This window comes from Streptomyces coacervatus, from assembly GCF_029223485.1.
GTDB classification, from domain to species: domain Bacteria; phylum Actinomycetota; class Actinomycetes; order Streptomycetales; family Streptomycetaceae; genus Streptomyces; species Streptomyces coacervatus.
The window spans coordinates 292,082-307,841 of record NZ_JARHTP010000011.1 but is presented as its reverse complement, the minus strand read 5'-3'; the positions used below and the strand labels follow the sequence as shown (position 1 = coordinate 307,841).

The window sequence follows — 15,760 nt, the reverse complement described above, 5'->3', positions numbered from 1 at the left end:
ATGCCTTCATCCGGGACGCGACCCGGGCGCAGGCACGCCTCAATCGAAAGGACCCGGAGAGTAATGCCTCCCAAGAAGAAGAAGGTCACGGGGCTCATCAAGCTCCAGATCAACGCCGGTGCGGCGAACCCGGCTCCGCCGGTCGGCCCCGCGCTGGGTCAGCACGGCGTCAACATCATGGAGTTCTGCAAGGCGTACAACGCCGCGACCGAGTCGCAGCGTGGCTGGGTGATCCCGGTGGAGATCACGGTCTACGAGGACCGTTCCTTCACCTTCGTCACCAAGACGCCGCCGGCCGCGAAGATGATCCTCAAGGCCGCGGGTGTGGAGAAGGGCTCCGGCGAGCCGCACAAGACCAAGGTCGCCAAGATCACCGAGGCGCAGGTCCGCGAGATCGCCCAGACCAAGCTCCCCGACCTCAACGCCAACGACCTGGACGCCGCGTCGAAGATCATCGCCGGCACCGCCCGTTCCATGGGCATCACGGTCGAGGGCTGAGCCCCAACCTCCCCGCAAGTCAGCAGAAGTGGCAGGGCCTGCTCGGCCCGGACCACGACTCCTAAGAATCCACAGGAGCAGTAGTGAGCAAGCGCAGCAAGTCTCTCCGCGCTGCGGACGCCAAGGTCGATCGGGACAAGCTCTACGCCCCGCTCGAGGCCGTCCGTCTCGCCAAGGAGACCTCCACGACCAAGTTCGACGGCACCGTCGAGGTCGCCTTCCGTCTGGGTGTCGACCCGCGCAAGGCCGACCAGATGGTCCGTGGCACCGTGAACCTTCCGCACGGCACCGGTAAGACCGCCCGGGTCCTGGTCTTCGCGACCGGTGACCGTGCTGCGGCCGCGGAGGCCGCCGGCGCCGACATCGTCGGCTCCGACGAACTGATCGACGAGGTCTCGAAGGGCCGTCTGGACTTCGACGCCGTCGTCGCCACCCCGGACCTCATGGGCAAGGTCGGCCGCCTCGGCCGCGTGCTCGGTCCCCGTGGTCTGATGCCGAACCCGAAGACCGGCACCGTGACCCCGGACGTCGCCAAGGCTGTCAACGACATCAAGGGCGGCAAGATCGAGTTCCGCGTCGACAAGCACTCGAACCTGCACTTCATCATCGGCAAGGTGTCCTTCGACGACACCAAGCTGGTGGAGAACTACGCGGCGGCGCTGGAGGAGATCCTCCGTCTGAAGCCGTCCGCCGCCAAGGGTCGGTACATCAAGAAGGCCGCGATCAGCACCACGATCGGCCCCGGCATTCCGGTCGACTCCAACCGCACCCGCAACCTCCTCGTCGAGGAGGACCCGGCCGCCGTCTGATCCTGACGGCAGTCGCGCGTACGCGTAGCTGACACGAGCCCCGCAACCTTTCGAGGTGCGGGGCTCGTCCCTTTTCCCGGACGAGTGTCAGTGCCCTGCGTTAGCGTGCGGGCACAGCAACCGCATAAGGGTGGGGGACGAAATGAAGAGCACGACAGTGCGCCGCATGGGCCTTTCGATCGCGGTGGTGACCGCGCTGTCGGGGGTGGCCGCCTGCAGCTCTTCGGACTCCTCCGGGGGGTCCGGCAAGGCATCCGGCAAGGGTGCGGCGCACGTCAGCCCCATAGCGGCCCTGCGCACCGCCGAGAAGTCCACCGACAGTGCAGACTCCGCCAAGGTCGAGTCGACGACCACCATCGGCTCCGTGATGTCCATGAAGGCCGACGGCGCCCTCGGCTGGGGGAACGGCATCACCGGCACCGTGACGATCACGTACACCGGTGGCAGGACGGCCGACCTGATGCGCCAGCTCGGCAGCACATCGATGGAGGCCCGCTACCTCCCCGACGCCTACTACGCGAAGATGGGCGACAAGTTCGCCGAGCAGCTGGGCGGCAAGCACTGGATCAGGTACGGGTACTCCGACCTGGCGGGTCTCGCCGGCGCATCCGGTACGGCCCTCAAGGACCAGATGCAGAACACCACGCCCAACCAGTCGGTGAAGCTCCTGCTGGCCTCCGGCGACGTCAAGAAGGTCGGCACGGAGACGGTGCGCGGCGTGAACACCACGCACTACTCGGGCACAGTGGATGTCGCCGACCTCGCCGCCAAGAACGCCAACCTCGGCGCGAGCCAGCTCGCCGCGCTGAAGAAGCAGCTCACCAAGGCCGGCGTGACCACGGAGACCGTCGACATCTGGGTCGACGGCCAGGACCTGCTGGTCAAGAAGGCCGAGAAGGGCCGGACGACGAACGGCGCCTACACCCAGACCGCGTACTACAGCGACTACGGCGTGAAGGTCTCCGCCACCAAGCCGCCGGCGAGCGACACCGAGGACTTCAAGCAGCTGCTGAAGAAGCAGGGCATGACGCCGGGCAGCAGCGACACCTCAAGCGGGTCCAGCAGCACCTCCTGAGGCCGGTGGGGCTCCTGATGTCGGCGTGAATACGGAAGACTCCCGCTGCCTCCTGGGGTTAGGCTCTCGTCCTTGTTGTGTATCGGCCATGCATTTCCTTTGGGGGGAATCAAATGAGGTCTTCCGTACGTGGTTCAGCGCGCAGTAGAGCGACGGGTGCCGGGCTCGCCGCCCTGCTGCTCGCCGGGGGAGCGGTCGGCTGTCAGAAGGGCGCCGCGGAGCAGTTGCCCGCGATGACGCCCGCCGCGGCTGTCGCCAAGGCCGCGAAGAACAGCGAGGACATCACGTCCCTGCGGTACAGGATGACGGGCAAGGTCCCGGGTGCGGGCCGGGTCTCCGGCGAGGCGGCGATGAGCATGAAGCCGCTGGCCATGAGCATGAAGATGACGGCCCAGGACCAGGCGACCAACGGCCCGGTCGAGATCCGTCTCGTCGACAAGGCCATGTACATCGGCGGGAACGCCTCCATGTCCAAGGAGATGGACGGCAAGAGCTGGATCAAGTTCGACATGTCCGCGCTCGGCGCCGGCAAGGGGATGAACGCGGACCAGCTGGGCGGCGGGCAGGCCGACAAGAACCCGGCCGCGGACTCCACCTTCCTCACCGGCTCCAAGGACGTGAAGAAGGTCGGCACCGAGACGGTCGGCGGCGTGAAGACCACCCACTACAAGGGCACGGTCACCCTCGCCTCCCTCAAGGCCTCCCTCAAGGGCGAGAACAAGACCGTCCGGGAGCAGCGCGAGAAGAGCCTTCAGCAGTACGAGAAGATGGGCATCGACTCGATGACCATGGACATGTGGGTCGACGGCGACAACCACACCAAGCAGTTCCGGATGCGCGGCCAGGCCGACAAGGGCCCGCTCGACATGACGATCACCTTCCTCGACATCAACAAGCCGGTGACGGTCACCGCCCCGCCGGCCAAGGAAACGGCGGACCTCGCCGAGATGATGAAGGGCGCCCAGAGCTGAGCCGTAGGACCGGATTTGCTTGACAGCGATCCGGTCACGTACCCTCCTGGAGAAGCCAAAGACCGCTGGTCGTTGCCGTGCGCTCCTGGAGGGTGCGGTGGCCGAAGGATCCGCTGAACTGCGGACGACCCGCGCAGGTGACTGTGGAAGTGCTCCCGGAGTTCGCAGCTGACGCTGTGAGTGCCCGGTCGAGCTACGCCCCGTGCGCCTGCGCCGGGGCGTTTCGTTTGTCCCAGCCCCTTCTGAGCGGTCGTCATCACCCGGAAGGAGGCCGACGCTCATGGCAAGGCCCGACAAGGCTGCCGCGGTAGCCGAGCTCGCGGAGCAGTTCCGCAGCTCGAACGCCGCCGTGCTGACCGAGTACCGGGGTCTCACCGTGGCGCAGCTCAAGACGCTGCGTCGTTCGCTCGGTGAGAACGCCCAGTACGCCGTGGTGAAGAACACGCTGACCAAGATTGCGGCCAACGAGGCCGGGATCTCGACGCTCGACGACCTGTTCAACGGTCCGACGGCGGTCGCCTTCGTCACCGGTGACCCGGTGACGTCGGCGAAGGGTCTTCGTGACTTCGCCAAGGACAACCCGAACCTCGTCATCAAGGGCGGTGTCCTTGACGGCAAGGCGCTGTCCGCCGACGAGATCAAGAAGCTTGCGGACCTCGAGTCCCGCGAGGTTCTGCTCGCCAAGCTGGCGGGCGCCTTCAAGGCCAAGCAGACCCAGGCTGCCCAGGTCTTCCAGGCGCTCCCGTCGAAGTTCGTCCGCACCGCGGAGGCGCTTCGTGCCAAGCAGGCCGAGCAGGGCGGTGCCGAGTAACTCGGCTCGCGAAATGACCGCCGCCTGAGGCTTCCCGCCTGAGGCAACGGTCGTAGCGGGCCGAACGTACGCCCGCCAGACATGTACACACCGGCACCAGCCGAAATTAGTGAAGGGAAGCCATCGTGGCTCTCACCCAGGACGAACTGCTCGCCGAGTTCGAGGGCATGACCCTCATCCAGCTCTCCGAGTTCGTGAAGGCGTTCGAGGAGAAGTTCGACGTCACCGCCGCCGCCGCGGTCGCCGTCGCCGGTCCGGCCGGTCCGGCCGCCCCCGCCGAGGCCGCTGAGGAGCAGGACGAGTTCGACGTCATCCTCACGGGTGCCGGCGACAAGAAGATCCAGGTCATCAAGGTCGTGCGTGAGCTGACCTCCCTGGGTCTGAAGGAGGCCAAGGACCTCGTGGACGGCGCCCCGAAGCCCGTTCTCGAGAAGGTCGCCAAGGACGCCGCCGAGAAGGCCGCCGAGTCCCTCAAGGGCGCCGGCGCCTCCGTCGAGGTCAAGTGACCCCACGGAGTCCGCAGGACTCCCTTGCCGGCTGACACAGCTCCTCGCAGAGGGTTGTAACGCTGACGCACTGAAGAGCGATCATCCATCCGGGTGGTCGCTCTTCGGCGTTCCGGGGCACCGGTGGCGGCTCCCTTGCACCCGGGTGCGCGGAGAGTATGGTGATCTTCGTTGTGCCTCCGAGAGCTCCCGGTGCAGGCTGCAAGTGACGATGGCAGCACCCGGTTTGGGCAAGAGGGGCCTTGACGAACCGCACGCAGCGCGCAATTCTCAGGACGCGTCGTCACAAGGATCCGATTCCGAGGCATGGATCGACGGCGAAGAGGGCAGTATCAACGTGCATTGAGGGCGTGGGCTTGCCGCAGGTGTTGAGAACAACGAGGGTCTCAGAAAACCGGGACTGGACATCAGTGTGCCGAGTGGCTACACTGACCCTTTGCGCTGCCTGTTAGCTGTCCCCTGCCCGTCACCAGGGGCATGCCCTCGCTTGAGCACCGACGATCGGAACGTCTCTGACCTGGCCTTTTGGTCAAATCAGGGGGTCCTGTCTCTGTGTGCGGGAGAGGGACCGGTACGCGCGTAGTGAGTCCGAGCCCTCGGAAGGACCCCCTCTTGGCCGCCTCGCGCACTGCCTCGACCGCGAATACGAACAACGGTGCCAGCACCGCCCCGCTGCGCATCTCCTTTGCAAAGATCAAGGAGCCCCTCGAGGTTCCCAACCTGCTCGCGCTGCAGACCGAGAGCTTTGACTGGCTGCTCGGGAACACCGCCTGGCAGAGTCGGGTCGAGGCGGCTCTGGAGTCCGGTCAGGACGTCCCCACCAAGTCCGGTCTGGAGGAGATCTTCGAGGAGATCTCTCCGATCGAGGACTTCTCCGGGTCGATGTCGCTGACGTTCCGCGACCACCGTTTCGAGCCGCCGAAGAACAGCATCGACGAGTGCAAGGAGCGCGACTTCACGTACGCCGCTCCGCTCTTCGTGACGGCTGAGTTCACCAACAACGAGACCGGCGAGATCAAGTCCCAGACGGTCTTCATGGGCGACTTCCCGCTCATGACCCACAAGGGCACCTTCGTCATCAACGGCACCGAGCGTGTCGTGGTGTCCCAGCTGGTTCGCTCGCCGGGTGTCTACTTCGACTCCTCCATCGACAAGACGTCCGACAAGGACATCTTCTCCGCCAAGATCATCCCGTCCCGGGGTGCCTGGCTGGAGATGGAGATCGACAAGCGCGACATGGTCGGTGTGCGCATCGACCGCAAGCGCAAGCAGTCTGTGACCGTTCTGCTCAAGGCTCTCGGTTGGACCACCGAGCAGATCCTGGAGGAGTTCGGCGAGTACGAGTCCATGCGCGCCACCCTGGAGAAGGACCACACCCAGGGCCAGGACGACGCGCTGCTCGACATCTACCGCAAGCTGCGTCCGGGCGAGCCCCCCACGCGTGAGGCCGCGCAGACGCTTCTGGAGAACCTGTACTTCAACCCGAAGCGCTACGACCTCGCCAAGGTCGGCCGCTACAAGGTCAACAAGAAGCTGGGTGCGGAGGCTCCGCTCGACGCGGGCATCCTGACCGTCGAGGACGTCATCTCGACGATCAAGTACCTGGTGAAGCTGCACGCCGGCGAGACCGAGACGGCCGCGGACAACGGTCAGACGATCGTTGTCGAGACCGACGACATCGACCACTTCGGCAACCGTCGTCTGCGCAGCGTCGGCGAGCTCATCCAGAACCAGGTCCGTACAGGTCTGGCTCGTATGGAGCGCGTCGTCCGTGAGCGCATGACGACTCAGGACGTCGAGGCGATCACGCCGCAGACCCTGATCAACATCCGGCCGGTCGTCGCCTCCATCAAGGAGTTCTTCGGCACCAGCCAGCTGTCGCAGTTCATGGACCAGAACAACCCGCTGTCGGGTCTCACCCACAAGCGCCGTCTGTCGGCTCTTGGCCCGGGTGGTCTCTCCCGTGAGCGGGCCGGCTTCGAGGTCCGTGACGTGCACCCGTCTCACTACGGCCGTATGTGCCCCATTGAGACCCCTGAAGGCCCGAACATCGGTCTGATCGGTTCGCTCGCCTCCTACGGCCGCGTCAACGCGTTCGGTTTCGTGGAGACGCCGTACCGCAAGGTCGTCGGCGACGTCGTCACCGACGAGGTCGACTACCTGACGGCCGACGAAGAGGACCGATTCGTCATCGCGCAGGCCAACGCCACGCTCGACGACAACATGCGTTTCGCCGAGAACCGCGTCCTGGTCCGCCGCCGTGGCGGTGAGGTCGACTACGTCGCCGGTGACGACGTGGACTACATGGACGTCTCGCCGCGCCAGATGGTGTCGGTCGCGACCGCCATGATCCCGTTCCTCGAGCACGACGACGCCAACCGTGCCCTCATGGGCGCGAACATGATGCGTCAGGCCGTGCCCCTGATTAAGTCCGAGTCCCCGCTCGTCGGCACCGGCATGGAGTACCGCTCCGCCGTCGACGCCGGCGACGTGGTCAAGGCCGAGAAGGCGGGTGTGGTCCAGGAGGTCTCCGCGGACTACATCACCACCGCCAACGACGACGGCACGTACATCACGTACCGCCTGGCCAAGTTCGCCCGTTCCAACCAGGGCACCTCGGTCAACCAGAAGGTCATCGTCAACGAGGGCGACCGGATCATCGAGGGCCAGGTCCTGGCCGACGGTCCGGCCACCGAGAACGGCGAGATGGCGCTGGGCAAGAACCTGCTCGTGGCGTTCATGCCGTGGGAGGGTCACAACTACGAGGACGCGATCATCCTGTCGCAGCGCCTCGTGCAGGACGACGTCCTCTCCTCGATCCACATCGAGGAGCACGAGGTCGACGCCCGTGACACCAAGCTCGGCCCCGAGGAGATCACCCGGGACATCCCGAACGTCTCCGAGGAGGTCCTCGCCGACCTCGACGAGCGCGGCATCATCCGTATCGGTGCCGAGGTCGTCGCCGGCGACATCCTCGTCGGCAAGGTCACGCCCAAGGGTGAGACCGAGCTGACCCCGGAGGAGCGCCTGCTGCGTGCGATCTTCGGTGAGAAGGCCCGTGAGGTCCGTGACACCTCGCTGAAGGTGCCGCACGGCGAGATCGGCAAGGTCATCGGCGTCCGCGTCTTCGACCGCGAGGAGGGCGACGAGCTTCCCCCCGGTGTGAACCAGCTGGTGCGCGTGTACGTGGCGCAGAAGCGCAAGATCACCGACGGTGACAAGCTCGCCGGCCGTCACGGCAACAAGGGTGTCATCTCGAAGATCCTTCCGATCGAGGACATGCCGTTCCTCGAGGACGGAACTCCGGTCGACATCATCCTCAACCCGCTGGGTGTGCCGTCCCGAATGAACCCGGGACAGGTGCTGGAGATCCACCTCGGCTGGCTCGCCAGCCGCGGCTGGGACGTCTCCGGTCTCGCCGACGAGTGGGCGCAGCGCCTGCAGGTCATCGGCGCCGACCAGGTCGACCCGGGCACGAACGTCGCGACCCCCGTCTTCGACGGTGCGCGCGAGGACGAGCTCGCGGGTCTGCTGAACCACACCATCCCGAACCGCGACGGCGAGCGCATGGTGCTCCCGTCCGGCAAGGCACCGCTGTTCGACGGCCGCTCCGGCGAGCCGTTCCCGGAGCCGATCTCGGTCGGCTACATGTACATCCTGAAGCTGCACCACCTGGTCGACGACAAGCTGCACGCGCGTTCGACCGGTCCGTACTCGATGATCACCCAGCAGCCGCTGGGTGGTAAGGCCCAGTTCGGTGGCCAGCGGTTCGGCGAGATGGAGGTGTGGGCGCTGGAGGCTTACGGCGCCGCTTACGCCCTCCAGGAGCTGCTGACCATCAAGTCCGACGACGTCACCGGCCGCGTGAAGGTCTACGAGGCCATCGTCAAGGGCGAGAACATCCCCGAGCCCGGCATCCCCGAGTCCTTCAAGGTGCTCATCAAGGAGATGCAGTCTCTCTGCCTGAACGTGGAGGTGCTGTCCAGCGACGGTATGTCCATCGAGATGCGTGACACCGACGAGGATGTCTTCCGCGCTGCGGAGGAGCTCGGCATCGACCTGTCCCGGCGCGAGCCGAGCAGCGTCGAAGAGGTCTGACGGGAGTCCGGCCGGAGGCCCTGGTGAGGAACCTCCGGCCGGCCCCTGGACCCCCGTATCAGACCAAAGACTTACAACCCTGAGAGGGATTGACGCATAGTGCTCGACGTCAACTTCTTCGACGAGCTCCGGATCGGCCTGGCCACCGCTGACGACATCCGTCAGTGGAGCCACGGCGAGGTCAAGAAGCCCGAGACCATCAACTACCGCACCCTCAAGCCCGAAAAGGACGGACTCTTCTGCGAGAAGATCTTCGGTCCGACCCGGGACTGGGAGTGCTACTGCGGCAAGTACAAGCGTGTCCGGTTCAAGGGCATCATCTGTGAGCGCTGCGGCGTCGAGGTGACTCGCGCCAAGGTGCGCCGTGAGCGGATGGGCCACATCGAACTGGCCGCCCCCGTCACGCACATCTGGTACTTCAAGGGTGTTCCTTCGCGCCTCGGCTACCTGCTGGACCTGGCGCCCAAGGACCTCGAGAAGGTCATCTACTTCGCGGCGTACATGATCACGTACGTCGACGAGGAGCGCCGTACCCGCGACCTGCCCTCCCTGGAGGCGCATGTCTCCGTCGAGCGGCAGCAGGTCGAGAACCGTCGCGACTCCGACCTGGAGGCCCGCGCCAAGAAGCTCGAGTCCGACCTGGCCGAGCTGGAGGCCGAGGGCGCCAAGGCCGACGTGCGCCGCAAGGTGCGCGAGGGTGCCGAGCGTGAGATGAAGCAGCTGCGCGACCGTGCGCAGCGCGAGATCGACCGCCTCGACGAGGTGTGGACCCGGTTCAAGAACCTCAAGGTCCAGGACCTGGAGGGCGACGAGCTCCTCTACCGCGAGCTGCGTGACCGCTTCGGCACGTACTTCGACGGTTCGATGGGTGCCGCGGCGCTGCAGAAGCGCCTGGAGTCCTTCGACCTGGAGGAGGAGGCCGAGCGCCTCCGCGAGATCATCCGTACCGGCAAGGGCCAGAAGAAGACCCGTGCGCTGAAGCGGCTGAAGGTCGTGTCTGCCTTCCTGCAGACCTCCAACAGCCCCAAGGGCATGGTTCTCGACTGCGTCCCGGTCATCCCGCCGGACCTCCGCCCGATGGTGCAGCTGGACGGTGGCCGCTTCGCGACCTCCGACCTGAACGACCTGTACCGCCGTGTGATCAACCGCAACAACCGACTGAAGCGCCTTCTCGACCTCGGTGCGCCCGAGATCATCGTGAACAACGAGAAGCGCATGCTCCAGGAGGCCGTCGACGCGCTGTTCGACAACGGCCGTCGTGGCCGTCCGGTCACCGGTCCCGGCAACCGCCCGCTGAAGTCCCTCAGCGACATGCTGAAGGGCAAGCAGGGTCGATTCCGTCAGAACCTGCTCGGCAAGCGTGTGGACTACTCCGCGCGTTCCGTGATCGTCGTCGGTCCGCAGCTGAAGCTGCACCAGTGCGGTCTGCCGAAGGCGATGGCGCTGGAGCTCTTCAAGCCGTTCGTGATGAAGCGCCTGGTCGACCTGAACCACGCGCAGAACATCAAGAGCGCCAAGCGCATGGTGGAGCGCGGCCGTACGGTCGTGTACGACGTCCTCGAAGAGGTCATCGCCGAGCACCCGGTTCTGCTGAACCGTGCTCCCACCCTGCACCGCCTCGGCATCCAGGCCTTCGAGCCGCAGCTGGTCGAGGGCAAGGCCATCCAGATCCACCCGCTCGTCTGCACCGCGTTCAACGCGGACTTCGACGGTGACCAGATGGCCGTGCACCTGCCGCTGTCCGCGGAGGCGCAGGCCGAGGCCCGCATCCTGATGCTGTCCTCGAACAACATCCTCAAGCCCGCCGACGGCCGTCCGGTGACGATGCCGACCCAGGACATGGTCCTCGGTCTGTTCTTCCTCACCACCGACGGCGAGCTGCGTGACGTCAAGGGCGAGGGCCGGTCCTTCGGCTCCACGGCCGAGGCGATCATGGCGTTCGACGCCAGCGAGCTCGCGCTGCAGTCGGCGATCGACATCCGCTTCCCGGTGGGCACCATCCCGCCGCGCGGCTGGACCCCCCCGGCCCGCGAAGAGGGTGAGCCGGAGTGGCAGCAGGGTGACACCTTCCGCCTGCGGACGACCCTGGGTCGCGCGCTCTTCAACGAGCTGCTGCCCGAGGACTACCCGTTCGTCGACTACTCGGTGGGCAAGAAGCAGCTCTCCGAGATCGTCAACGACCTGGCCGAGCGCTACCCCAAGGTCATCGTGGCGGCGACGCTCGACAACCTGAAGGCGGCAGGCTTCTACTGGGCGACCCGTTCCGGTGTCACCGTGGCCATCTCCGACGTCGTCGTTCCCGAGGCGAAGAAGGAGATCGTCAAGGGCTACGAGGCGCAGGACGAGAAGGTCCAGAAGCAGTACGAGCGCGGTCTGATCACCAAGGAAGAGCGCACGCAGGAACTCATCGCGATCTGGACCAAGGCGACCAACGAGGTCGCCGAGGCGATGAACGAGAACTTCCCCAAGACCAACCCCATCTTCATGATGGTTGACTCGGGTGCCCGAGGAAACATGATGCAGATGCGGCAGATCGCCGGTATGCGCGGTCTGGTGTCGAACGCGAAGAACGAGACCATCCCGCGTCCGATCAAGGCGTCCTTCCGTGAGGGCCTGTCCGTGCTGGAGTACTTCATCTCCACGCACGGTGCCCGTAAGGGTCTGGCGGACACCGCCCTGCGTACCGCCGACTCGGGTTACCTGACCCGTCGTCTGGTCGACGTCTCCCAGGACGTCATCATCCGCGAGGAGGACTGCGGCACCGAGCGCGGTCTGAAGCTGCGGATCGCCGAGCGGGGCGCCGACGGCGTGCTGCGCAAGGCGGACGACGTCGAGACCAGCGTCTACGCCCGCATGCTCGCCGAGGATGTCGTCGTCGACGGCAAGGTGATCGCGCCGGCCAACGTGGACCTGGGCGACGTGCTCATCGACCAGCTGGTGCACCACGGCATCGAGCAGGTGAAGACCCGCTCGATCCTGACCTGCGAGTCCCAGGTCGGCACCTGTGCCTTCTGCTACGGCCGCTCGCTGGCCACCGGCAAGCTGGTCGACATCGGTGAGGCGGTCGGCATCATCGCCGCCCAGTCCATCGGTGAGCCCGGTACCCAGCTGACGATGCGTACCTTCCACACCGGTGGTGTGGCCGGTGACGACATCACCCAGGGTCTGCCCCGTGTCGTCGAGCTCTTCGAAGCTCGTACGCCGAAGGGTGTCGCCCCGATCTCCGAGGCCAACGGCCGCGTCCGGATCGAGGAGACCGAGAAGACCAAGAAGATCGTCGTCACCCCGGACGACGGCAGCGACGAGACGGCGTTCCCGATCTCGAAGCGTGCCCGTCTTCTGGTCAGCGAGGGCGAGCACGTCGAGGTGGGCCAGAAGCTCACCGTGGGTGCCACCAACCCGCACGACGTGCTGCGCATCCTGGGCCAGCGTGCCGTCCAGGTCCACCTGGTCGGCGAGGTCCAGAAGGTCTACAACTCGCAGGGTGTGTCGATCCACGACAAGCACATCGAGATCATCATCCGGCAGATGCTGCGCCGTGTGACGATCATCGAGTCCGGCGATGCCGAGCTGCTGCCCGGCGAGCTGGTCGAGCGCTCGAAGTTCGAGGTCGAGAACCGTCGCGTGGTCCAGGAAGGCGGCCACCCGGCCTCCGGCCGTCCGCAGCTGATGGGTATCACCAAGGCCTCGCTGGCGACCGAGTCGTGGCTGTCGGCGGCGTCCTTCCAGGAGACGACCAGGGTCCTCACGGACGCGGCGATCAACGCCAAGTCCGACTCCCTGATCGGCCTCAAGGAGAACGTCATCATCGGTAAGCTCATCCCGGCCGGTACGGGCTTGTCCCGCTACCGCAACATCCGGGTCGAGCCGACCGAGGAGGCCAAGGCCGCGATGTACTCGGCCGTCGGCTACGACGACATCGACTACTCGCCGTTCGGCACGGGCTCCGGCCAGGCCGTTCCGCTGGAGGACTACGACTACGGTCCGTACAACCAGTAAGCGAGCAGCTTGAGTTGAGGGGCGGTCACTCCGTTATGGGGTGGCCGCCCTTCGGCGTTCTTGCACCCGCGGTTTCGCGGTGCGGCCACAGGGCGATCATCTAGGATGCGGCCCGCCCGGAGTTGTCCGTGTCCGATCACGGGCGGAGCGGGCCGGGAGCGAGGCCATGGGGGAGAGCATGCGCCGTTGTCCGTGCGGAGCGGTGGCCGAAGGGCCCCGGCAGCTGGTGTGCCGGGCCTGCTTCACCCCGTACTCCCTGAGCGGCGCGGGCATCGCACGCACCCGCCGGGAGCACACCCCGGCAGGGATCGAACTGGGCTTCCCCACTGGCGTGTTGAGCATCCCGGCCGGCACCGCGCGGGTGCTCGGCCGGGAAGGGGACGGCGACGCGGCCCGGCTGCTGGAGCCGTATGACAACCTCTCGCGCCGGCACGCCACCGTGCGGGTCGACGCGGGCGGCCGGGCCTGGATCCGCGACGAGGGCTCCACGAACGGCACTTACCACCAGGAGCGCAGGATCGCACCGGGCGGGTGGGTGGCCCTGCGCCGCGGAGACCGGCTCAGGCTGGCGTCCGATGTGCCGGTCGCCGTCCGGGCCGTGGACGAGGGGTACGAGGGGGACGACGCATGAGTCCGGGGGAGTACCCACTGCCCGAGCCACTGGCGGACGCCTTCCCGGCCGGCGCCGAGCTGATCGGGCAGGGCGGGGAGGCCGATGTCTTCCGGGCCCGGGACGCCGACGGGGTACTGCGCGCGGTGAAGCTGTACCGCCGCGGACTGCGGGCCGACCGCACGGTGTGGGAGCGGCTGGAGCGGTTGCGGCACCACGCGATCGTGCAGGTGGCCGGGCAGGGGAGCGCGGCGGACGGCCGGGACTACGAGGTGCTGGAGTACCTCGGCGGCGGCGCGCTGGCCGAGCGGCTGCACTCCGGACCGCTGGCCGCCGCACAACTCGTATCACTCGTACGGCAGTTGACCGGCGGGGTGAACTGTCTGCACGCGGCCGGCATCATCCACCGGGACCTGAAGCCGGCCAACCTCCTCTACCGCGACCCGGGTTCGGACAGCGCGGTCGTCATCGCCGACTTCGGCATCAGCCGGGACCGGGAGCGGGCCCATCGGACCACGTCGATGACGCTCGCCTACGCGCCGCCCGAGTTCGTGCTGGAGGGCGAGTCGTCGGAGGCGTACGACTGGTGGGCGCTCGGGATGATCGTCCGGGAGGCCGCCACCGGGACGCCGCCCTTCGCCGGGCTGAGCGAACACGGGATCCGCCAGGCGCTCGACCGGGGAGCGGTACCCCTGGAGCAGGTGCCGGGCGATCGGCTGCCGGCGCTCTGCGCGGGCCTCCTGCAGACCGATCCCGCCCGTCGCTGGAGGGGCCGGGAGGTACTGGAGTGGCTGGACGGGCGGGACACGCAGACGCCGCCATCGAGGTCTGCGCGCTCGGCGCCGACCCGGCGGGAGGCGGAGCCGGTCCGGCCGCCCGGCCCGTCGGGGCGCACGGGCATGCGCGGGCTGGCTTATGCCGGGCGGTTGCACACCACGCGCGCGGGCTTGGCGGCAGCCCTTCGTGAACGGCCGGGCGCGGCCGACTACTTCTTCGGGCGCATGGGCACACCGCAGACGCCCTCCGAGGCGTGGCGCGAACTGTCGACCTGGCTGCGGGAGTTGGACGACCTGACGGCCGTGGAGCGTGAGGGGCGCAGGGACCTGTTCGACCGCTGGCTGACCGGGGACCTGACGCCCGAGGTCAAACTCCTGCGCCTGCTGGTGTGGCTCGACCCCGAGGGGCCGGTGGTGTTCCGGGAACGGGAGGTCACCCTGGACGGCCTGGCCGACCTGTGCGTGGCCGCGTACCGGACGGGGGGCCCGGAGGCCGGATTCGTGGCGGCGCTGGACCGGACGGTGCTGGAGACGCTGAGAGGGTTCACGCGACTGCGTCGGCTCGGCGGTGTGGAGTTGGCCTGGGAGCGGGCGGTCAAGCAGTGGAACAAGGCGGTCTCCCAGGCCGTGTATCCCACGGAGCGCCAAGGGCTCGACCTGGCACCGCCGCGACCGCTGCTCCTGCTCGCCGTGCTGCCGGGGCGGCGGGCCGAGGAGCGGTTGCGGGAGCTCGGCAGGAACGGCATGCCGTCGGCCCGCGAGCCGGATTCCTGGTACGGGCGGCTGCACAGGTCCTGCCGGGAGGCGTCGCCGCGGCTCGGGGAGGTCGTACAGGCGCATCTGGGTGCTCGTGCGGAGCGGGACCACCAGGAGCGGCTGGAGGCCGAGCGTCGTCTTGCGGCGCGGGAACGCGAGCGGCGCGTCCAGGAGGAGGCCCGTGCGGCCGTTCATCGCGAGTACGCCGATCTGGTCGCCGCGTGGGAGGAGAGCGAGCAGCTGCGGCTGGCGCCGGCGGAGAAGACGGCCGCCTCACGGCGGGTCATGTCCCGGGTGCTGGCCTGGCTGGCGCTCGCCATGGTGGGTGGCTGGGTGGCCTGGGGGATCTACTACGGCGACGGCCGTATCGCCACCTGGCTGAGCTGGGAGACCGGGATCATCGGTCTGTTCATGCTGATGGTGGGGAGCACATCGGGGGACCTCGGCAGCGCGTACCGGCCATTTCTGCTGGCCGTGAAGCTCGGTTGCGAGCGGCCGTCCTTGGCGAAGGTCGTTCTGGGGGCGCTCTGGAGAACGGCGTACATCGGCGGGTACATCTGGTTGGCCGGTGCGATCTGGCACGACACGCTGGGCTCGATGAAGGCTGCGGAGTACTTCAGTGCCGTGATCGGGTGGGTCTTCGCCCTCGGCCTCGGTGTCATCGTCATGTGGCTCTCGGTGATGACTCTCGGGGCGCACGAGGCAGATTCGAGCGATCCTGCGTACGAGCGCCGAAAGCAGGAGTACGAGGCGCAGAAGGCGTCGTTGGAGGAGTCGCACCCTGAGCTGAGACCCGCGCCGCAGGCCGCACCACGGGCACGCACGGTGAAGCGCCGCTGAGCGGGCTGACT

General features: G+C 67.3%; 10 protein-coding genes. All 10 read left to right on the top strand.

Going from position 1 to position 15,760, the window contains the following annotated elements; translation table 11 throughout:
* The first annotated feature begins 63 nt into the window (after nucleotides 1–63).
* The 10 genes from rplK to P2Q00_RS27565 all read left to right on the top strand — a co-directional run bounded on the left by rplK (nucleotide 64) and on the right by P2Q00_RS27565 (nucleotide 15,749).
* Entirely contained in the window at nucleotides 64–498 is a 435-nt protein-coding gene (rplK, locus tag P2Q00_RS27610; RefSeq protein ID WP_037858373.1) for a 50S ribosomal protein L11, read from the top strand.
* 83 nt (nucleotides 499–581) lie between these two features.
* Nucleotides 582–1,307, top strand: a complete 726-nt coding sequence (rplA, locus tag P2Q00_RS27605) for a 50S ribosomal protein L1 (protein ID WP_275775550.1) — start codon at nucleotides 582–584, stop codon at nucleotides 1,305–1,307.
* 142 nt (nucleotides 1,308–1,449) lie between these two features.
* Nucleotides 1,450–2,382 carry an SCO4651 family lipoprotein gene (locus tag P2Q00_RS27600; RefSeq protein ID WP_275775548.1) on the top strand — a complete coding sequence of 311 codons (933 nt, stop codon included), beginning with the start codon at nucleotides 1,450–1,452 and terminating at the stop codon, nucleotides 2,380–2,382.
* Nucleotides 2,383–2,495: 113 nt separating this feature from the next.
* Complete coding sequence (locus P2Q00_RS27595) at nucleotides 2,496–3,353, top strand: SCO4651 family lipoprotein (protein ID WP_275775547.1); 858 nt, start codon at nucleotides 2,496–2,498, stop codon at nucleotides 3,351–3,353.
* 280 nt (nucleotides 3,354–3,633) lie between these two features.
* Nucleotides 3,634–4,164 (top strand): 50S ribosomal protein L10, encoded by a 531-nt coding sequence (gene rplJ / locus P2Q00_RS27590; protein WP_275775545.1) that lies wholly within the window; start codon nucleotides 3,634–3,636, stop codon nucleotides 4,162–4,164.
* A 122-nt stretch (nucleotides 4,165–4,286) separates the two neighbouring features.
* Nucleotides 4,287–4,670 carry a 50S ribosomal protein L7/L12 gene (gene rplL / locus P2Q00_RS27585; protein WP_269637601.1) on the top strand — a complete coding sequence of 128 codons (384 nt, stop codon included), beginning with the start codon at nucleotides 4,287–4,289 and terminating at the stop codon, nucleotides 4,668–4,670.
* Between the two features lie 612 nt (nucleotides 4,671–5,282).
* Complete coding sequence (gene rpoB / locus P2Q00_RS27580) at nucleotides 5,283–8,768, top strand: DNA-directed RNA polymerase subunit beta (RefSeq protein ID WP_275775544.1); 3,486 nt, start codon at nucleotides 5,283–5,285, stop codon at nucleotides 8,766–8,768.
* Between the two features lie 99 nt (nucleotides 8,769–8,867).
* Entirely contained in the window at nucleotides 8,868–12,767 is a 3,900-nt protein-coding gene (locus P2Q00_RS27575) for a DNA-directed RNA polymerase subunit beta' (RefSeq protein WP_275775543.1), read from the top strand.
* Between the two features lie 202 nt (nucleotides 12,768–12,969).
* The gene (locus tag P2Q00_RS27570) at nucleotides 12,970–13,398 is read left to right on the top strand and encodes an FHA domain-containing protein (protein ID WP_275775542.1); all 429 of its coding nucleotides are present in this window, start codon (nucleotides 12,970–12,972) and stop codon (nucleotides 13,396–13,398) included.
* Nucleotides 13,395–15,749, top strand: a complete 2,355-nt coding sequence (locus tag P2Q00_RS27565) for a serine/threonine-protein kinase (protein WP_275775540.1) — start codon at nucleotides 13,395–13,397, stop codon at nucleotides 15,747–15,749. Before P2Q00_RS27570 ends, P2Q00_RS27565 begins: the two co-directional genes overlap by 4 nt.
* Nucleotides 15,750–15,760 lie beyond the last annotated feature (11 nt).